The sequence below is a fragment of the Amaricoccus macauensis genome (assembly GCF_014201905.1).
Taxonomy (GTDB): domain Bacteria; phylum Pseudomonadota; class Alphaproteobacteria; order Rhodobacterales; family Rhodobacteraceae; genus Amaricoccus; species Amaricoccus macauensis.
Genome location: NZ_JACHFM010000001.1, coordinates 1,427,776 through 1,447,073 on the forward strand (window position 1 = coordinate 1,427,776; position 19,298 = coordinate 1,447,073).

General features: G+C 68.8%; 16 protein-coding genes. 3 read left to right on the top strand and 13 right to left on the bottom strand.

Annotated features, from left to right (window positions below; translation table 11 throughout):
* Window positions 1-12 precede the first annotated feature (12 nt).
* Entirely contained in the window at window positions 13-2,676 is a 2,664-nt protein-coding gene (gene alaS / locus HNP73_RS06860) for an alanine--tRNA ligase (protein WP_184147826.1), read from the bottom strand.
* Window positions 2,677-2,755: 79 nt separating this feature from the next.
* Window positions 2,756-3,766, bottom strand: coding sequence for a magnesium/cobalt transporter CorA (gene corA, locus HNP73_RS06865; RefSeq protein WP_184147827.1), 1,011 nt, complete (start codon window positions 3,764-3,766; stop codon window positions 2,756-2,758).
* Window positions 3,767-3,959: 193 nt separating this feature from the next.
* Between corA and HNP73_RS06870 the strand changes: the two genes are divergently transcribed.
* A complete protein-coding gene (locus HNP73_RS06870; RefSeq protein WP_184147828.1) occupies window positions 3,960-4,481 on the top strand; it encodes a hypothetical protein in 522 nt (173 codons plus the stop codon).
* A gap of 99 nt (window positions 4,482-4,580) precedes the next feature.
* Here the strand turns inward: HNP73_RS06870 and ftsZ are convergent, their stop codons facing one another.
* From ftsZ to HNP73_RS06915, 9 genes are all read right to left on the bottom strand, one after another.
* Window positions 4,581-6,125, bottom strand: coding sequence for a cell division protein FtsZ (gene ftsZ, locus HNP73_RS06875; RefSeq protein ID WP_184147829.1), 1,545 nt, complete (start codon window positions 6,123-6,125; stop codon window positions 4,581-4,583).
* A gap of 178 nt (window positions 6,126-6,303) precedes the next feature.
* The gene (gene ftsA / locus HNP73_RS06880; protein WP_184147830.1) at window positions 6,304-7,638 is read right to left on the bottom strand and encodes a cell division protein FtsA; all 1,335 of its coding nucleotides are present in this window, start codon (window positions 7,636-7,638) and stop codon (window positions 6,304-6,306) included.
* Window positions 7,635-8,513 carry a cell division protein FtsQ/DivIB gene (locus HNP73_RS06885; RefSeq protein ID WP_246399677.1) on the bottom strand — a complete coding sequence of 293 codons (879 nt, stop codon included), beginning with the start codon at window positions 8,511-8,513 and terminating at the stop codon, window positions 7,635-7,637. The genes ftsA and HNP73_RS06885 overlap by 4 nt, the downstream gene beginning before the upstream one ends.
* The gene (locus tag HNP73_RS06890; protein WP_184147832.1) at window positions 8,510-9,424 is read right to left on the bottom strand and encodes a D-alanine--D-alanine ligase; all 915 of its coding nucleotides are present in this window, start codon (window positions 9,422-9,424) and stop codon (window positions 8,510-8,512) included. The genes HNP73_RS06885 and HNP73_RS06890 overlap by 4 nt, the downstream gene beginning before the upstream one ends.
* A 73-nt stretch (window positions 9,425-9,497) precedes the next feature.
* Entirely contained in the window at window positions 9,498-10,424 is a 927-nt protein-coding gene (gene murB, locus HNP73_RS06895; protein WP_246399562.1) for a UDP-N-acetylmuramate dehydrogenase, read from the bottom strand.
* Window positions 10,425-10,626: 202 nt separating this feature from the next.
* Window positions 10,627-12,048: a UDP-N-acetylmuramate--L-alanine ligase gene (murC, locus tag HNP73_RS06900; RefSeq protein ID WP_184147833.1), complete on the bottom strand. Its 1,422-nt coding sequence runs from the start codon at window positions 12,046-12,048 to the stop codon at window positions 10,627-10,629.
* Window positions 12,045-13,145 (bottom strand): UDP-N-acetylglucosamine--N-acetylmuramyl-(pentapeptide) pyrophosphoryl-undecaprenol N-acetylglucosamine transferase, encoded by a 1,101-nt coding sequence (locus HNP73_RS06905; protein WP_184148077.1) that lies wholly within the window; start codon window positions 13,143-13,145, stop codon window positions 12,045-12,047. Before HNP73_RS06905 ends, murC begins: the two co-directional genes overlap by 4 nt.
* A complete protein-coding gene (locus tag HNP73_RS06910) occupies window positions 13,142-14,314 on the bottom strand; it encodes a peptidoglycan glycosyltransferase FtsW (protein WP_184147834.1) in 1,173 nt (390 codons plus the stop codon). The genes HNP73_RS06905 and HNP73_RS06910 overlap by 4 nt, the downstream gene beginning before the upstream one ends.
* 117 nt (window positions 14,315-14,431) lie before the next feature.
* Window positions 14,432-14,614, bottom strand: coding sequence for a VPEID-CTERM sorting domain-containing protein (locus HNP73_RS06915; protein ID WP_184147835.1), 183 nt, complete (start codon window positions 14,612-14,614; stop codon window positions 14,432-14,434).
* Window positions 14,615-14,810: 196 nt separating this feature from the next.
* On the opposite strand from HNP73_RS06915, the gene xrtE reads away from it, so the two are divergent.
* On the top strand, window positions 14,811-16,301 hold the full coding sequence (gene xrtE, locus HNP73_RS06920; RefSeq protein ID WP_184147836.1) for an exosortase E/protease, VPEID-CTERM system: 1,491 nt from the start codon (window positions 14,811-14,813) through the stop codon (window positions 16,299-16,301).
* Between the two features lie 20 nt (window positions 16,302-16,321).
* Here the strand turns inward: xrtE and parA are convergent, their stop codons facing one another.
* Window positions 16,322-16,945: a ParA family partition ATPase gene (parA, locus tag HNP73_RS06925; protein ID WP_184147837.1), complete on the bottom strand. Its 624-nt coding sequence runs from the start codon at window positions 16,943-16,945 to the stop codon at window positions 16,322-16,324.
* Window positions 16,946-17,023: 78 nt separating this feature from the next.
* Window positions 17,024-17,851, bottom strand: a complete 828-nt coding sequence (locus tag HNP73_RS06930) for an SDR family NAD(P)-dependent oxidoreductase (RefSeq protein ID WP_184148078.1) — start codon at window positions 17,849-17,851, stop codon at window positions 17,024-17,026.
* Window positions 17,852-18,239: 388 nt separating this feature from the next.
* On the opposite strand from HNP73_RS06930, the gene HNP73_RS06935 reads away from it, so the two are divergent.
* The gene (locus HNP73_RS06935) at window positions 18,240-19,292 is read left to right on the top strand and encodes an ATP-grasp fold amidoligase family protein (RefSeq protein WP_184147838.1); all 1,053 of its coding nucleotides are present in this window, start codon (window positions 18,240-18,242) and stop codon (window positions 19,290-19,292) included.
* The last annotated feature ends 6 nt before the right edge of the window (window positions 19,293-19,298 follow it).

Genomic DNA, 19,298 nt, shown 5'->3' on the forward strand with positions numbered 1-19,298 from the left:
TCTCTCTCCCTCTCAAGCTTCCAGCAGCGCCCGCGCCGCGGCGATCGCCTGCGGTGCCTTCGAGGCGTCGGCGCCGCCGGCCTGCGCCATGTCCGGCCGGCCGCCACCGCCCTTGCCGCCGAGCGCCTCGGCCGCGACCCGCACCAGATCGACCGCGGAGATGCGGTCCGTCAGGTCGTTCGTCACGCCCGCCGCCACCGCGGCCTTGCCGTCGGTGTCGGCGACCAGCACCACCACGCCCGAGCCGAGCCGGGTCTTGTGCTCGTCGATGAGCCCGCGCAGATCCTTGCCCGAGACCCCCGTCAGCACCTGACCGAGGAACGGCACGCCGCCAACGGTCTCCGCCGCGGCCGCCTCGCCGGCGCCGGCGCCGGCGCCAAGCGCGATCTTGCGCTTCAGGTCGGCGATTTCCTGCGCCTGAGCCTTGCGCTCGTCCATCAGCGAGCGGATGCGGTCGGCGATCTCCTCCGGTCGGGTGCGCAGCAGCGCCGCCGCCTCGGAGAGCGCGGTCTCGTTCGCCGCCACATGGGCGAGCGCGCCCTTGCCGGTCAGCGCCTCGATCCGGCGCACGCCGCTCGCCGACGCGGTCTCGGCGACCAGCTTGAACGCGCCGATGTCGCCGGTGCGGCTCACATGCGTGCCACCGCAGAGTTCGAGCGAATAGGTGTCCTTCTCCGCGCCGATGCCGCTCCCGGGCCGCTGGCCCATGGAGACGACGCGGACTTCGTCGCCGTATTTCTCGCCAAAGAGTGCCCGGGCGCCGAGGCCCTGTGCGTCGTCCGGCGTCATCACCCGGGTCTCCACGGGCGTGTTCTGGCGGACGTAGTCGTTCACCTCCGCCTCGACGGCGGCGATCTCGGCCGGGGTCATCGCCTTCGGATGCGCGAAGTCGAAGCGCAGCCGGTCGGGCGCGACGAGGCTGCCGCGCTGCGCCACGTGGTCACCGAGGGCGAGCCGCAGCGCCTCGTGCATCAGGTGCGTCGCCGAGTGGTTCGCCCGGATCGCCGCGCGCCGCTCGTGATCGACGCTGAGCTCCGCCGCGGCGCCACGGGTGATCTCGCCCTCCTCGACACGCCCGACATGGACGAAGACTCCGGCCTTCTTGCGCACGTCGCTGATCGTGACCCGGCCCTTGTCGGTCTGGAGCGTGCCGGTATCGCCGACCTGACCACCCTGCTCGGCATAGAACGGCGTCTGGTTCAGCACGAGCTGCACCTCGGTGCCGATCTCGGCCTTTTCCACGCTCTGGCCACCGACGACGACCGCCAGCACCTGCCCTTCGGCGGTCTCGGTGTCGTAGCCGAGAAACTCCGTCGGGCCGAACTTCTCGGCCATGTCGAACCAGATCGACTCGTCCGCCGCCTCGCCGGAACCGGCCCACGCCGCGCGGGCCTTGGCCTTCTGCTCGGCCATCGCCGCCTCGAATCCCGCCACATCGACGCTGCGCGACTTCTCGCGGAGCGCGTCCTGGGTCAGGTCGAGCGGGAAGCCATAGGTGTCATAGAGCCGGAATGCCGACGCGCCGGGCAGAGCCGCACCCTCGGGAAGCTGCTCCAGTTCGTCGTCGAGGAGCCGAAGGCCCCGGTCGAGCGTGGTCTGGAAGCGGTTCTCCTCGGACTTCAGCGTCTCCTCGATCAGGCTCTGCGCCCGTCCGAGCTCCGGGAAGGCCACGCCCATCTGGGTGACGAGCGCCGGCACGAGCCGGTACATCACCGGATCCTTCGCCCCAAGCAGGTGCGCATGGCGCATCGCCCGGCGCATGATCCGGCGCAGCACGTAGCCCCGGCCCTCGTTCGACGGCAGCACACCGTCGGCGATCAGGAACGACGTCGAGCGCAGATGGTCGGCGATCACCCGGTGGTGGATCTTGCCCGGCCCGTCCGGCGCGCCGTCGGTCACGTTGGCCGACGCCTCGATCAGCGCCCGCATCAGGTCGGTGTCGTAGTTGTCGTGCTTGCCCTGCAGCACCGCGCCAATGCGCTCGAGCCCCATGCCGGTGTCGATCGACGGCCGCGGCAGATTCGCCCGCTCGCCATTGTCGAACTGCTCGTACTGCATGAAGACGAGGTTCCAGATCTCGATGAACCGGTCGCCGTCCTCGTCCGGGCTGCCCGGAGGACCACCGGGAACGCCCGGTCCGTGGTCATAGAAGATTTCCGAGCACGGGCCGCATGGACCGGTCGGACCCATCATCCAGAAATTGTCCATGGTGGCGATGCGGATGATCCGCTCGTCGGGCAGACCCGCCACCTTCTTCCAGATATCCGCCGCCTGATCGTCGTCGTGGTAGACCGTGACGAGAAGCTTGTCCTTCGCCAGACCGAAATCCTTCGTCAGGAGCTCCCAGGCGTAGGGGATCGCATTCTCCTTGAAGTAGTCACCGAAGGAGAAATTGCCGAGCATTTCGAAGAACGTGTGGTGGCGGGCGGTGTACCCCACGTTGTCCAGGTCGTTGTGCTTGCCGCCGGCGCGGACGCACTTCTGGCTGGTGGTCGCGCGCACGTAGTCCCGGTGCTCGAGCCCGGTGAACACGTTCTTGAACTGCACCATCCCGGAGTTCGTGAACATGAGTGTCGGGTCGTTGCGCGGGACGAGGGGCGAGGACGGCACCACCTTGTGGTCCTGCTTCGCGTAGTAGTCGAGGAAGGTCGCGCGGATGTCGTTCAGGCTCGGCATGATGTCTCGTGGCGCTGGTGCCGGCCGTCAGCGCGGCCAGAGACGGAGTTAGCGGGGAGAATGCCCGGAGTCCACCGGGTCAGAGCCAGCCATTCTTCCTGAACCGCCAATAGAGCACCGAACAGACCGTCACCATGACCGCGAGCACCGCCGGATAGCCGAACCGCCAGCCGAGTTCCGGCATGTTCTCGAAGTTCATGCCATAGATGCCGGCGAGCGCGGTCGGCACGGCGAGGATGGCCGCCCAGGAGGCGAGTTTCTTTGAAATCGCCGTCTCGTGGCCCTGACCGATCAGCAGGCTTGCCTCGAAAGCAAAGGCCAACACCTCACGCAGGCTGTCGATGCGCTCCTCCACCCGGCGGACGTGGTCGGTGACGTCGCGGAACATCGGATGCATCTGCGGCCTGATCTGCGGCAGCTCGTTCGTGGTCAGGCGGACGCAGACCTCGACAAGCGGGCCGGCGGCGTTGCGCAGGCGCAGGAGGTCGCGGCGCAGCATGTAAAGCCGCTCGATCTCGCTGCGCGTCAGTGGGTTCTCGAGCACGCGGTCCTCGATCGCCTCGACCTCCTCCTCGATGGCGTCGAGGACGGGGATGTAGTTGTCCACGATGAAATCGAGGATGGCATAGAGGATGAAGTCCTCACCCTTGGCGAGGCTGGTCGGACAGGATTCCCAGTGCTTGCGGACGGCGGTGTACGAGGTCGAGGCACCGTGGCGCACGGTCACGATGTAGCCCTGACCGAGGAAGATGTGGGTCTCGCCGAAGCTGATGCGGCCGTCGATCAGTTGCGCGGTTCGGGCGACGACGAAGAGGGCATCCCCGTAGAGTTCGAGCTTCGGGCGCTGGTGTGCGTGCTCGGCGTCCTCGATGGCGAGCGTGTGCAGGCCGAACTCCTGCTGCACCTTGCGCAGCAGCTGCGAGCTCGGCTCAAGCAGGCCGATCCAGACCACATAGCCATCGTGCCCGGCCCAGGTGGCGGCGCCGTCCACCGGGATGTCACCGACGCGTCGGCCCCCGAGATAGACACCCGAGGCAATCACTCCGGGCTCGTTCTGGACCTTGCCGGGGAAGCGGCGGGGTTGCTCCATGGCACCCACTCCCTTTCGTCTGCCGCAGCGTAGCGCGCCGGAAGGGTCCGGCAAACCGGAAAGCGCCGCCGGGGGTGCGCCGGAGGTGCCTGGACCTGAGTTCGATCGCCCGCGTGTGAAGCCCGGCCCTTCAGGAGTTGCGTTGCCGGGTCGGGAGGGCGAAGCTCACCGGGATCGAAACGCGAGGGACGACATGACGAGATACCTGCTGCCAGTCGCGGCGGCCGTGCTCGGAGCCGGGGCCTTGCTCGGGGCGGGAGTGGCGCTTGCCGCGGGCTGCGACGCGCCGCTCGACGCGGCAGAGAAGCTGAACGACACGCCCTACCACATGACGATGACGACCACCGACCCGTCGGGCCGCGATCCGGAGGTCTCCGAACTCATCTCGACGGAGGACGCGACCTATGTGCTGCTTCGCGGCACCTGGCATCCTGGCCCGAAGGAAGCGCTGACCCTCGGGGATCTCGACGACATGGCCGAGGCGGAACAGTACATGACCTGCGAGTTGGTGCGCTCGGAGGAGACGGCCGGCAAGACGGCCGACGTCTGGCAGATCGTGGATCAGAGCGATCCGAACGAGCTGAAGCACCAGACCGTGTGGATCGCCAGGGAAACCGGCCTGATCGTGCGGATGGCGGTGGAGATCGGCGATGCCGGATCCGCCAGCCGCATGTCGGCCGAGATCGACTACGAGAACGTCCTGGCGCCGCGCTGATCGTTCGGGAAGCCCGAGGGCAAAGAAGAACGGCGCCCGGTGGGGGAACCGGGCGCCGTGCGGGGTTGCTTCAGAGGGTGCCGTGGGGTGCGCCCCCGCTCAGTTGGCCTGCCGACGCAGGAAGGCCGGGATGTCGACGCGTTCGCGCTCGGTATCTTCGTACTCGCTGGCCGCCGGGGCCGGACGCTCCGCGTCCGCCGGGAGGCTGCGCGCAGTCGCTGCCTGCTCACGGCTGGCCTGGCCGGTCATCTTGTGGATGAGGCTGTTGATCGTCAGGCGGCCCGGACGCTCGGCGTCGCGCGGCTGGGTGATCTGGCGGACCATCGGCTGGGCCTTCGGGACGTTCTGCACGGCGGCCTGAAGCCGGCGCAGGGCGTCGGGCGACGGATCACCCGCATGACGCGCGTTGCCGCCCTCGAACTTCGGTGCGCCGAACGGGGCAGTGCGCTCGAGCGCCGAGGGCTGCGGCACGTCGGGCTCGCCAAAGCTCATCTGGGTGCGCTCTTCGTCGGCGACCTGCGCATCGGCGAAGCTCGGGGCCGGCGCGACCGAGGGCGCGACCGGGGCCGGCGCCGGACGGGCCGCAGCGACGGCCGCGGCGATCGGGCTGGCGGTACGCGGGGCGGCCGGCTGCGGCGCGGGCTCCGAGGTGTGCGCCGGCTGCGCTTCGATCTTGGTGGCGGCGTCGATGCCGGTGGCAACGACGGAGACCCGCATCATGCCCGCCATTTCCGGGTCGAGCGTCGAGCCGACCATGATGTTTGCCTCGGGATCGACTTCGGCGCGGATGCGGTTGGCCGCCTCGTCGAGCTCGAAGAGCGTGAGGTCGGGGCCGGCAGTGATGTTGATGAGGACGCCCTTGGCACCCTTGAGGCTGATCTCGTCGAGCAGCGGGTTCGCGATGGCCTTCTCGGCGGCCTGAACGGCGCGATCCTCACCGGTCGCCTCGCCAGTGCCCATCATCGCCTTGCCCATCTCGTTCATCACCGAACGCACGTCGGCGAAGTCGAGGTTGATGATGCCCGGACGGACCATGAGGTCGGTCACGCCCTTCACGCCCTGATAGAGCACGTCGTCCGCGAGGGCGAACGCCTCGGTGAACGTGGTCTTCTCGTTCGCGAGCCGGAACAGGTTCTGATTCGGGATGATGATCAGCGTGTCGACGTGGGTCTGCAGTTCCTCGACGCCCGACTCCGCCTGCTTCATGCGGCGCGAGCCCTCGAAGTGGAACGGCTTCGTCACGACGCCGACGGTCAGGATGCCCATCTCGCGAGCGGCCTTGGCGATGATCGGCGCCGCACCGGTTCCGGTGCCGCCGCCCATGCCGGCGGTGATGAAGCACATGTGGCAGCCCGAGAGCCGCTCGACGATGTCCTCGATCGATTCCTCGGCCGCCGCGGCGCCGACTTCGGGACGCGCGCCGGCACCGAGACCCTCGGTCACGCGGGCGCCGAGCTGGAGCTTGTTGACGGCTGAATTCTGCTGCAGCGCCTGAGCATCGGTGTTCGCCACGACGAACTCGCAACCCTCGAGCTGCTTCTCGATCATGTTGTTGACCGCGTTACCGCCAGCGCCGCCGACACCGATCACGGTGATGCGGGGGCTGAGATCCTGGGTAACGGGAATGCTGAGGTTCAGTGCCATCGTTCAGGTCCGCCTGTTTTGACCGCCGTTTGTGTCTTCCGCGCCCCGACGCGGAATTCTTTTATGATTCGGGATCGTAGACCAATTGACACCACGGGTCACGTAGAATCGGGGTAAGCCCCGCAAAATATTGGGCTTTTACCCCATATAAGGCAGATTCTCGGGTATTCACCACTAGTTACCAGTTTTCCTTGAACCACCGCAGTGCACGCGTGACACGACGCGCGCCTTGTCTATCTGCGGGTGTTTCAAAATCCCAGCACTCATCCTGGGGATGAGAAACGTGCATCGAGAGCCCGACGGCGGTGGAAAACGCCGTGCCGGTGGCCGACTGCGGCAGCCCCTGAACCCGATGCGGCTTGCCGATTCGGCACTGCCGTCCGAGCACGCGGCTCGCCACTGATTCGAGGCCCGGGATCTGCGCGGAGCCGCCGGTCAGGACGATGCGTTGGCTCGGCAGGTACTCGAAACCGGAGGCGTCGAGCCGGGCGCGGACCTCCTCGAGGATCTCCTCGACCCGCGGCCGCATCACGCCGATGAGCTCCGAGCGCGAGATCTGGCGCCGGTCGTGCTCCCAGTCGCCGAGGATCGACGGCAGCTCGATCATGTCGCGATCGTCGAGGCCGGTGGCGATCAGCCCGCCATGCATGGTCTTCAGCCGTTCCGCGTCCGGGAGCGAGACCTGCAGCCCATGGCCGATGTCGGAGGTGATGTGCGCGCCACCCATCCGCACGCTGTCGGCATAGATCATCTGCCGGCGCAGGAAGACCGAGAGGCCGGTCACGCCCGCACCGATGTCGATGCAGGCGGAGCCAAGCTCCTGCTCGTCCTCGGTGAGGCTCGCGAGCCCGCTGGCATAGGACGACACCACGATGCCACCGAGCTCGAGGTCGCAGCGCCGGATGCAGTGCAGGATGTTGCGCAGCGGCCCCGAGGCCACCGTGACGAGATGCATGTCGACCGCGAGCATCCGCCCGACCTGGCCACGCGGATCGGTGAGACCGGACCGATCGTCGAGGCAGAAGTTCACCGGCAGCGCGTGCAGCGCGTCGCGATCATGGCCGTAGTCGGGAATGTCGCAGGCGGCGAGCACATGGCCGACGTCGCGCTCGGCGACGGCTCCGTGCTCGACCTCCACCTCGCCGGTGCAGCCATAGGAGCGCGGCCGGCCGCCGGAGAACGAGACGATCACATGATCGACCCGGAACCCCGCCATCTTCTGCGCGCCCTGGATCGCGGTGCGAACCGCGCGCTCGCATTCCTCCATCGCCTCGATCTCGCCGAAGGCGATGCCGCGCGAGCGGGTGTTCGCCGCGCCGATGACCCGGAAGGCGCCCTGGCTCAGGACCGGACGGGTATCGCCGTCCTCGCCGACCTCCTCGGGAACGAACTGCAGCACGAGGCACGCCACCTTGGACGTGCCGATGTCGAGGATCGCGATGACCCCGCGGCGAAGCGCCGTCTCGCGACGGGCCCGCATGGCCCGCTGCACCTCATAGAGCTGGCGCCTCATGCATCCTCTCCCGTCTTGAGCGTCTTCAGTCGTTCCAGTTCCGCCATCGCCCGATCGGTCAGCCGCAGCATCGGGCGGGCAGGGTCGCGCATGTCGAGCACCGCCACGTCGCGCTTCAGCACCTCACCGGACGCCTCCAGCGCCATGACCCGCCGGAGCGCCGCCAGCGGATCGGTCTCCGGCAGCTTCACCACCTGGTCGCGGTCGAGCACGAGATCCCAGCGCCGGTCGCCCACCCGGACGAGGCCGCGCACCCGCGCGCCCACCGGCTCGGCCACCGCCAGCAGCGCCAGCGCCTCGGGCACGTGCCCGCCCGCGCCCGGCCCCGCCACCAGCGGCAGGTCCGGCCGCCGCATCCGGCTGTCCACCTCGGCGACGCGCACGCCGTTCTCGTCCACGAGCTCGATGCCGTCGGGCGCGCGCCAGACCACAACCGGCACGCGCTCGACCGCCTGAATTTCGAGAATCCCCGAAGGCAGGGCGCGAACCCGCGCTCTCTGCACCGCGTCGAGCGCCTCGATGCGCTCGCGCACCCCGTTGACGTCGAGCTCGAGGCTGGAAGCCGGCAGGCTGACGAAGGCCGCCACGCGGATCTGCTCGGCCAGGTCCTGACTGACGCCCGGCACGGTGATGGCGGTGATGGTGAACTGCGGCCGATCGACGATCTTCTCGTGCAGCTGGCTCGCCCAGGCCGTGACCTGCCCGCGCACGTCGAACTGCGCCATGACCGTCCAGCTCGCCAGCACGCCCGCCATGAGCGGCAGACCGAAGTTCACCACGCGCCGCACGCCGGGCCGGAGCCAGACCCGCGTCAGCCGATAGCGCAGGCGCGAGGGTGCCGGGTCGCGGCGGGGAGTGGATGCGGCACGCCTCATCGCGAGCACGACGCGTCCTCCACCAGCCAGCGCACCAGGTCGCCGAAGCTCATGCCGCTGTGGGCCGCCTGTTCGGGGGCGAGCGAGGTCGGCGTCATCCCCGGCTGGGTGTTCACTTCGAGAAGCACCAGCCCGTCCAGCCCACGCGCCTCGTCCCAGCGGAAATCGGTACGGCTGAGACCACGGCAGCCGAGCGCCTGATGCGCCCGAAGCGCATAGTCGAGGCAGGCCCGCGAAATCTCCGCCGGCACGTTCGCCGGCACCTCGTGCCGCGAGCCACCCGGCGCATACTTCGCGTGATAGTCGTACCAGCCGTCGGTGATGATATCCGTGACGCCAAGCGCCCGATCGCCGAGGACGCTCGTGGTCAGCTCGCGGCCGGCGATGTACTCCTCGACCAGCACGGTCTCGGGCATGTCGTCGGAAAGCTGCGCCGGGCTGTTGGCGCCATCGAGGACGAGATAGACGCCGACCGACGAGCCCTCGCTGTTCGGCTTCACCACATAGGGCGCCGGCATCGGATGCGCCTGCCGGACATCATCGCGCCGGGCGAGCATGCCCTTCGCCACAGGAAGCCCGGCAACGGCGAGAATCGCCTTCGCCCGGTCCTTGTCCATGGCGAGTGCCGAGGCCAGCACGCCGGAGTGGGTATAGGGGATGCTCAGCCACTCGAGGATGCCCTGAACGCAGCCGTCCTCGCCCCAGCGGCCATGCAGCGCATTGAAAGCAACATCGGGCTGCTCGCGCCGCAGCACGTCCGCCAGATCGGCGCCCGCGTCGATCTCGACGACGTCGAATCCTTCTGACCGCAACGCAGCCGCGCATTCCCGGCCGGAGACGAGCGAAACCTCACGCTCGGCGGACCGGCCGCCCATAAGCACTGCGATGCGGGCGCGTGTCCTGCTCGACATGCCCGCCTCAATCTGCCCCCGCCGGCCTTCAGGCCGTGTCGGGATTTTCTTTGTTATTCGGACCCGGCGCCCCTCAGGGACGCCCGACCCGCATGATTTCCCACTGTAGCGATATTCCGAATGATTCCAAAACCTTTTTTCGCACCAACTCGCCCAAATTCTCAAGATCTGCAGCGCTGGCCCCGGAAGCGTTGAGAAGAAAGTTGGCATGTTGTGCCGACATCTCCGCGCCACCGAGCCGCGCCCCGCGCATCCCGGCGTCCTCGATCAGCTTCCAGGCCTTCAGATCGTGCACGTCGTCGGCCCGCCCGGTCGACGAAAACCCCGCAGGATTGCGGAAGGTCGATCCTGCCGACCGGGCTTTCGTCGGCTGCGAAGCGTCGCGCCGGGCAAGCTGCTCCGCCATCCGCGCCGCGATCTCACCCGGGTCCCCGGCCTGTCCGGCCAGCGTCGCCTCGACGATCACCATCCCATCCGGCACCGTAGACGAGCGATAGGCGAAGCCGAGATCCGCCGGCGTGAGCGTCACGGCCTCGCCGGCCCGCGTCACCGCCCGCGCCGACACGAAGACATCCGCCAGATAGCTGCCGTAGCAGCCGGCGTTCATCCGCACCGCGCCACCGATCGAGCCGGGAATCGTGCGCAGGAACCCGAGGTCGATCCCCGCCTCCGCCGCCTTCTTCGCCACATGGGCATCGAGCGCCGCCGCGCCGGCGAAGACGCGCCCATCCTCGACCCTGATGCCGTTGAAACCGCGCCCGAGGCGGATCACCACTCCCGGCACTCCGCCGTCGCGCACGATGAGGTTCGACCCGACGCCCATGGGAAAGACCGGCACCTCCGCCGGCAGCGCCGCGAGGAAATCCCGCAGATCCCCCTCGTCCGCCGGCTGGAACAACCAGTCAGCCGGCCCGCCGACGCGAAGCCATGTGAGATCCGCCATCGCCCGCTCAGGCGTCAGCGTCCCGCGGACCACGGGCATCCCGGCGGCTGTCACCATCTCTCTTCCCTTTCGCATCCGGTGAGTCGTGGCGGGGTCAGGGGCGCGAAGCCGGCGCCGCCGGCGGCCCTTGACCCCTGGCGCCGCCCAGGCAACCCGAACCGCCGCCGCCCATGAGGCCCCGGTGAAATCCGCGACTCGGTCAAAGCGCGGCGCGGGCGGACGGCTGCCGCACGCGGGCCGCCCGACGCGCCGCCGCCGCTCAGGCCTCCACGGCCTCGCGGGCGCCGTTCTCGAGCCGCTCCGGCAGCGCATTCGCCCAGCCGCTGATCGAGCCCGCGCCAAGGCAGACCAGCATGTCGCCCGGGCCGCATTCGGCCTTCACCAGATCCACCAGCGCCTCCTCGCTCGCGAGGGGCAGCGCGCGGCGGTGGCCGTGGGCAATCAGGCCGCCGACGAGCGTGTCGCGCGACACGCCCTCTATCGGCATCTCACCGGCGGAATAAACGTCGGCGATCGCCACCACGTCGGCGTCGTTGAAGCAGCCGCAGAACTGTGTGAAGAGGTCGCGAAGCCGGGTGTAGCGGTGCGGCTGGTGCACCGCGATCACCCGCCCCTTGGTCGCCTGCCGCGCCGCCTTCAGCACCGCTGCGATCTCCACCGGGTGATGACCATAGTCATCGATGATCGTCACGCCGTTCCAGACACCGACCCTGGTGAACCGCCGGTTCACCCCGCCGAAGGCCGCGAGTGCGGCCCTGATCGCCTTCGCGCCAATCCCGAGATGCCGCGCCACCGTGATCGCGGCGAGCGCGTTCGCGACGTTGTGGTCTCCCGTCATCGGCAGGCGCACGTCCTCGATGCTCCGCCCCTCGGCGTTCAGCGCCACGTCGAAGATCGCGCCGCCATCCTCGAAGCGGAGGTTGCGGCACTGCACGTCGGCCTGCGGCGAGAAGCCGTAGGTCGCGACACGACGGTCGGTGATCCGCCCGACCAGCGCCTGTACCTCCGGGTGGTCGAGGCAGCAGACCGCGAGCCCGTAGAACGGGATGTTCGAGACGAACGTGTCGAACGCCGCCTTCACCCCCTCGAAATCGCCGTAGTGGTCGAGATGCTCGGGGTCGATGTTCGTGACGATCGCCACGGTCGCCGGCAGCTTGACGAACGTCCCGTCGCTCTCGTCGGCCTCCACCACCATCCACTCGCCCGCACCGATTCGCGCGTTCGAGCCATAGGCGTGGATGATCCCGCCGTTCACCACGGTCGGGTCCATGCCGCCGCCGTCGAGAAGTGCGGCCACCATCGAGGTCGTCGTCGTCTTGCCGTGGGTGCCTGCCACCGCCACGTTCGACTTCAGCCGCATGAGTTCGGCCAGCATCTCCGCCCGGCGCACCACCGGCAGGTTCTTCGCCCGCGCCGCGTCGAGCTCCGGGTTGCCGCGCTTGATCGCCGAGGAAGTCACCACCACCTCGGCGCCTTCGAGGTTCTCCGCCGCCTGGCCGATGAAAATCCGTGCGCCCTTCGACTCCAGCCGCTCGGTGATCGGCGACGCCTTCGCGTCCGATCCCTGCACCTGGAAGCCGTGATTCAGCAGCACCTCGGCGATGCCTGACATGCCGATGCCGCCGATGCCGACGAAGTGGATTGCCCCGATGTCGTGGGGCAGGCGCGTCTGTCCGTTCATGTCTCTCGTCCCTTCCCCGCCAGCTCTTCCACCAGCGCCGCCAGATCCGTCGTCGCACCCGGCCGCCCCACGGAGAGCGCCGCTGCCGCCATCGCCGCCGCGCCTTGCGGATCGCCGAGAATCGCGGCGATGTGCCCTGCGAGCCCCTCCGCCGTCAACTCCGCCTCGCGCAGCATGAAGGCGCCTCCGGCCGCCACCAGCCCCGCGGCGTTCGCCGCCTGATGATCGTCCATCGCCGCCGCGTACGGAATGAGCACCGCCGGCCGGCCGATCACCGTGATGTCGGCGATCGACGAGGCGCCGGCCCGGCTCACCACGAGGCCCGCCGCCGCCAGCCGCTCCGGCACGTCCTCGAAGAAGCCGCGCAACTCCGCCGAAATCCCCATGTCATCGTAGACCGCCCGCACCCGGTCCATATCCTCGGGCCGCACCTGTTGCGACAGCCGGATCCGGCTGCGCAATTCCTCCGGCAGCAGCGCCAGTGCGGCCGGCACGACCCGCCCGAAGAGCCCTGCCCCCTGACTGCCGCCGATCACCAGCAGCCCGACCGGCCCGTCTCCCGGCACCGGATAGGCCGCGCCGGCCTCGGCCAGCACCGCCGCCCGCACCGGATTGCCGATCGGCACGGCCGTCGCACCGGCCGGCACCGGCGTCGGCCATGTGCCGCAGGCGACGACATCGACCTTCGCCGCGAACGCCCGATTGACCCGCCCGAGCACGCCATTCTGCTCATGGATGAGGCAGGGAAGCTTCAGTGCCCGCGCGGCGATCATCGCCGGCAGCGCCGGGTAGCCGCCGAAGCCCGCGACGACCGCCGGCCGGTCGCGCCGCATGGCGAGGATCGTCGCCACGGCACCGGCCGCGATCGCAAACGGCGCCGTCACCCGCGTCCAGATGCTGCCCTGCGCGAAAGTCGCCGCCGGCGTCGCCTGCCGCTCGACCTCCGCGGGGAAGCCCCCGGCGTAACGCGCCCCACGCGCGTCCGTCGCCAGCGTCACCCGCCAGCCACGGCGCAGCATCTCTTCCGCCAGCGCCTGCGCCGGGAACATGTGGCCGCCGGTGCCCCCGGCGGCGATGACGAGCCGCGGCGCGTTCAGCGCACCGCTCCGACGCCGAGGATGTCTTCCAGTGGCTCGTACTGCGGCCGCTTGCGCGTCATGGCCAGCAGCACCCCGAGGCCAAGGCCGGCGGCGATCAGCGACGACCCGCCGTAAGAGATGAGCGGCAACGTCATCCCCTTCGCGGGCAGGAGCCGCACGGCGACGCCGATGTTGATCATCGCCTGCATCCCGAGCTGCACGGCGAGGCCGGTGCCCGCGAGGCGAATGAACGGATCACGCTCGCGCACCAGCCGCATCAGCGACCGCGCGACCACCGTGGCATAGAGCACGAGGATCACGATGCAGAGCAGCAACCCGAACTCCTCCGCCGCCACCGCGATGATGAAATCCGTATGGGCGTCCGGCAGGGTCCATTTCACCTGTCCGTTGCCGAGGCCGACGCCGAGCAGGCCGCCCTCCTGAATCGCGTTGGTCGCGTAGCCGATCTGGGTCAGCGGATCGACGTCGGACGAGAGAAACCCGTCGATGCGCCGCGCCACGTGCTCGGAGTTGTGGTAGGCGAACCAGCCGACGCCCATTACCCCGGCCCCGATCGAGCCGAGCAGCACGACCGGCGCGCCGGCGGCGAAGTACATCAGCGCCCAGCTCGCGATGATGAGGCCCGCCTGGCCGAAATCCGGCTGCAACGCCAGCGTCGCGGTCAGCGCCACCGCGACCGCGAACGACATGCCCTTCCCCGGCGGCCCCTTGATGTCGTAGCTCGCCGCCATCAGCCACGCCGCGAAGATCGCAAACGAAGGTTTCAGGAACTCCGCCGGCTGCACCGAGATGACCTTGAGCGAATACCAGCGGACCGCCCCCTTGCCGAAATCGGTGCCGAAGACCGGCAGCAGCATGAGCGCCACGACGGCAAGGAGGAACGCCACGACGCCCCAGCGGCGCAGCCGCTGCGGTGCCATCATCGAGACCACGAGCATCAGCAGGAACGCGAACGCCCCGAAGCCGGCCTGTCGCCAGACGTAGTGAAACGGATCAAGCCCGTTCCTCACCGCAAGCGGCGGAGAGGCGGCGAGACCGAGCAGCGTTCCGATCAGGAACAGCCCGGTGATCGCCGCCAGCGAACCGCGATCGACCGTCCGCCACCATTCGGGTAGAATCGGCTCCCCGTGCCTCGCCGGCACGGCGCCATAGACCATCTCGGTCATCGGGAACTGCCTTTCCCATCTCTGCCTGTCCACCCGCCCGGAGTTGGCCTCCGGTGCGATGGCGCGGAGTTTACCCTCGCGAAAGCGTTATTGCCAGCGTGTTGCGAGCGCCGCCTCTCAGGGGCGTCGGCGCCGCTCGAAGGCGTAGGCGAGCATTCCGCCCACGGCCGCCAGCGCCGCAAGGCCGCTGCCGGCGTCGATCTCCGGCGCGGAGACCGGCGTACAGTTGCAATGCGCCAGCGTTGGTGGCGCTGCCAGCAGCAGAAGTGGCAAGGCAAGCAGGGACAATCTCAGGAGCATCGCTCCGACCTCCGTAACGCCCCAACCGGATCGCTGCCCGACGCGGACCATAAGGTGTCGCGCGCGCACCCCGCAAGATACGGTGCCGATATTTTATCGACATGCCCCGTCTATATTATGAAACATTTTGTCTATTTCTTAACGCAACATTAATCGTGCCACCGCGAAGTTCCACCCCGACATCTGAAAGACCGCCATGACCGACCCGCCCTTCGCGCCGGCGCACCGGCTTCCGGTCTTCGTGCTGGCGCTCGTGGCGGTCGAAATCCTGACCATCGCCAACGTCTTCCAGTTTGCGGTCGATTTCGACTGCCGTGCTACCGGCGCCTACGGCGCGTGCATGGCAGTGCGGAACTCCCTCGGGCGCGGGATGGCCCTGCTCGCCGTGGTCGCACTGGTGCCGGCGCTTCGCGGCCTTCTGTCAGGCCTTCCGCCGCGCCGCCCCGGCATCTGGCCCGGCGTTCAGCTTGCCGGCGTCGGGCTCATCCTGCTGCCGGCACTCGCCTCCGGCGACTTCGCCGCGACGTTCCGGGCGAGCCTGCCGGTCTGGGGGATCGGGGTGATCCTCGCGACGACAGGCACGCTGCTCTGGCTCGCCCCGGCGGCGCACTGGGCGCGACTCCTCCGGCCCGCCTGCCTCGCCCCGATCGCGCTGGCCTTCGCCGCGCCGGAGCTCCTCGGACTGGCGGACGGGCTCTGGCACGGCGCGGCGCTGCCTGATCTCACTTTTGCCCTCGTGGCAACCGGCCTCGCGCAGTTCGGCTTGGTGGAGGTGTTTCCGGCCGATCGGGTCATTCGCCTTGACGATTTCGCCATCGAGGTCGCGGGGCCCTGCTCCGGAATGGAAGGCATGGCGCTCATCACCGCGCTGCTTGCGACCCACGTCTGGATCCACCGTCGCGGCCTGCGCTGGCCCCACGCCTTCGCGCTCTTTCCCCTCGCCATCGCCGCAAGCCTCGGCCTCAACGCCCTGCGCATCGGTGGCCTCGTGCTGATTGGCGCGCGGGTTTCCCCCGAGCTCGCGGTGAATGGCTTTCACAGCCATGCGGGCTGGCTCGCCTTCACGCTTCTCGCCTTCGCCCTGATCGCTCTCACCCGCCTCGCGGTGCTGCGCGCCGACACCGGGACCCGGCCCCCGAACGCCACGGCGGCGCTGATTCTGCCTTTCGTTGCAACCATGCTGGCAGCGCTCGCCATCGACACGTTCACACCAGAGCCGGCCGCGTGGTATCCGCTGCGCGCCGCCGTGATGCTCGCGGCGCTCCTGCCCTTCGCCGGAACCTGGGTGCGTCTCGGCGCACCATCGCCTCACGCGATCGCCCTTGGCCTTGTGGTTGGCATCGGCTGGCTCATCAGCGAGCCGTCACCGGCGCCAGTCGGATCGTGGGTCGCGGTGCGCCTCCTCGGCGCCGTGCTTCTGACGCCGCTCGTCGAGGAGGCGTTCTTTCGCGGCTACATTCAGCCCCGGCTGATCCGCGCGGGCGTGCCGCCGCTCCTCGCCGTGGTGATCGCCGCCGTGCTCTTCGGGCTGCTCCATGGACGCTGGATCGCCGGCAGCCTGGCGGGCGCCGCCTTCGGCGTCGCGGCGCTCAGCCGCGGTCGCCTCGCCGATGCCTTCGTCGCCCATGCCGTGGCCAACGCCACCCTCGCCGCCTGGGCGCTCGTCACAGGTGAGTGGAGCGTCTGACCCGAGTCAGGTCAGCACCGTCACAGACGCGGCAGCAGCGCCCCGAGCTCTGCCCGGAGACCATAGATTTCCGCCGCCGCCGTCGATCGCCCCGAGACCTCGGGCGCCGTCCGCCCGTCGAGCATCGACTTCGAGAACGCGTTCCGGTTGCCGAGTTGCGTCGCCAGCAGCAGGGCCCGCGACGGCCCGAGCGCCGTCAGCACCTCGTCGAGGCTGGCAAGCCGCGGCGGCATCCGGTTCAGCACGATCCGGAGCGGCCGCTTCAGCTTCGCCGCCGTCTCGATCACCGTCTCCAGCGCCCACACGTCCATGCCGGACGGCTGGCAGGGCGCCAGGACCAGGTCGCTCTCCCGGATGACGTTCTCGAGCAGACTCGTCGCCGCGCCGGGGCAGTCCACCAGCACGAAATCGTAGGCCTTCCGCGCCGCCCGGATGTCAGAACTCGCCCGATAGTCCTTTGACTCCAGCACCTCGATCGCCGGATCGGCCCGAAGGGCCGCCCAGCGCGTCAGCGATCGCTGTGGATCGAGGTCCATGACCGCGACCGTCCGCCCGGCCTCGGCCCAGGCGGCGGCAAGGTGCGCGAGAAGCGTGGTCTTTCCGGCCCCGCCCTTCTGCTGGGCGAAAGTGATGACGTGCCCCATGCGGCGGTTCTTCTTTCTCTGGTGACAGCCTGACCGCACTCTATGGCTTTTCTCCCCCATGGGAAGCGTCTTGGGCGGCTACCTGAGCCTCAGGATGCGGTCGCTCAGGGCGGTCGGAAACAGGCGCCGCATGATCGCCGCGCCGCGAGTCGTGCCGGTCACCGCATAGCGCGCCCGCGGCCGGCGGCTCTCCAGCGCCTCGATCAGCCGCGCCGTCACGGACGACGCCGGATGCTGTCCGGGCCCCGGGGTGTCCGCATAGAGCCGCGGCAGCAGACGCGTCTCGTAGGCCGACTGGTGCGGCGAGGTCCGCCAGTCGATATGCCGCTCGAAGTGCGGGATGGAGTTGCGCCGGAACGGCGTGTCGATCGGTCCGGGCTGGATCAGGATCACGTGGACGCCGGAGCCCGCAAGCTCCAGCCGCAAGGCGTCGGTGATGCCCTCGAGAGCGAACTTCGTCGCCACATAGGCCCCGCGCCAGGGCGCCGCGACCAGTCCGAGAACCGACGAGTTCATCACCACCCGCCCGCTTCCGGCCAGCCGCATCGCCGGCAACAGACGGTTCGTGAGGTCGATCTGCCCGAAGAGGTTCACCTCGAATATCTCGCGCAGAGCGACCCGCGGCAGATCCTCGACGGCCCCCGGCGTTGCGAAGGCGGCATTGTTGAAGAGAGCATCGAGCCGGCCGCCGGTCCGCTCCAGCACCTCGCCGGCGAGCGCCGCGACGCTTCCATCGGAAGCGAGGTCAAGCAAGAACGGCTCGACCCCGGCGGTGGACAGCCGCGCGGCGTCTTCGTCCCGCCGGCAGGCGGCCAGGACCCGCCAGCCGCGCCGGCGCAGGGAGCAGGCCGCATCGAGGCCAATGCCTGAAGATGCACCGGTGATGAGGATCGACCGCTTGGACAGGCTCGCCGCTCCCTCTTTCCGGCCGCGCTCGACCGCGCGGCCCGCGACAGCCCAGTTCACTCCGCTGGCGAGAAATCAAGAGGAAACTGCGTCTTTTTCCTGATTTTTCTTACTGTTCGTCCCGGATACTTGCACGGCCTAGAAAACTAGGCTACGCCAATCAGTGGGGACATTGGGGAGCTGTGGCCACGTCGCGAATGCTTGAGTAAATGATTCATTTTTTTGTCACATTCAGTGATCTCATGTAACTGCGGACAAATGCCCTCCGCCCCGAAAGGATGCGGGCCGTCTGTTTCGGGGGGTGTGGTGTCTTCGTCCGTTTCTCAGATGTGACCGCAGCGCCTTGTGCCGCGTTGCGACGCGTAGGGGTTTGGGGAGTTAGAAGGCGATGCCAAGGTTTGATCTGGACAGGGACGCGTTCCTCAGAGACGTCGACCGTCGCCTGAGATGGGCCTGGCGCGTCGCGAGACTGCGCAACGGTCTCGGCATGTTGCCGCGTCCGGTACAGACCGAGGCGTATGACAGCACCTTCCGCTCCGACCGCGAGGCCGTCACCTACCACTATGCGGTGCGGAATTCCCACATGCCGGACTTCGAATCGCCCCGCTGGGTGAACGAGAAGGTCCGCTGGCAGTTTCTGAACCACCCCAATCCGCTGATGACACTCGCGGCGGACAAGGCGGCGGTGCGCGACTACCTCCGCTTCAAGGGCGCCGAGATCCAGGCGCCGGAACTCTACGGCATCTTCGAGACCGGTGAGGAGCTGGCCGCGGCCCGGCTCCCGCAGCGGTACGTGCTGAAATCCACCTTCGGCTGTGGCACCCACCATTTCATCGACGAGGCGGAGCCCGTCCGGCGTCGCGCCCTCGCATCCCAGCTCAGGCGTCTCGGCGAGTGGGACCACTGGCGCATTCTCGGCGAGCTGCATTATCGCGGCATTCCGAAGCGCTGGCTGGCCGAAGAAAACGTCGGCCCCGGCGAAAGCATGCGCGAGTTCAAGTTCTACTGCCTGCACGGCCAGCCGCTCTTCGTGCTCTACATCAGCGAGCGCTCGCCCGGCCGGTTCCGTCATGCACTCTTCGACCTGAACTGGGGGCCGGTGGACTTCCACTGGAACGGTCACCCCGAGACCGCCGAGCGGCCGCCCCGTCCCGCCGATTTCGAGCGGATGGTCGCGGAGGCGAAGCGTCTGTCCGAGGACTTCCTGCACGTGCGCGTGGATTTCCTCCAGCAGGGCAAGCAGACCTACTTCTCCGAGCTCACCTTCTCGGGTGGTGGGGCGCGCAATCCGTTCGTTCCGTACTTCCACAACGAAGTGCTGGGCGAGATGCTCGACCTCAGTCACGCCGACGCCTACCTCGAGCGCGGCCGCCGGATCACCCGGGCTCTGGCCGGTTCGGTCCAGCAGCAGGCCCTCCACGGCCTCGCACAGCGGGCCTGACGCCGG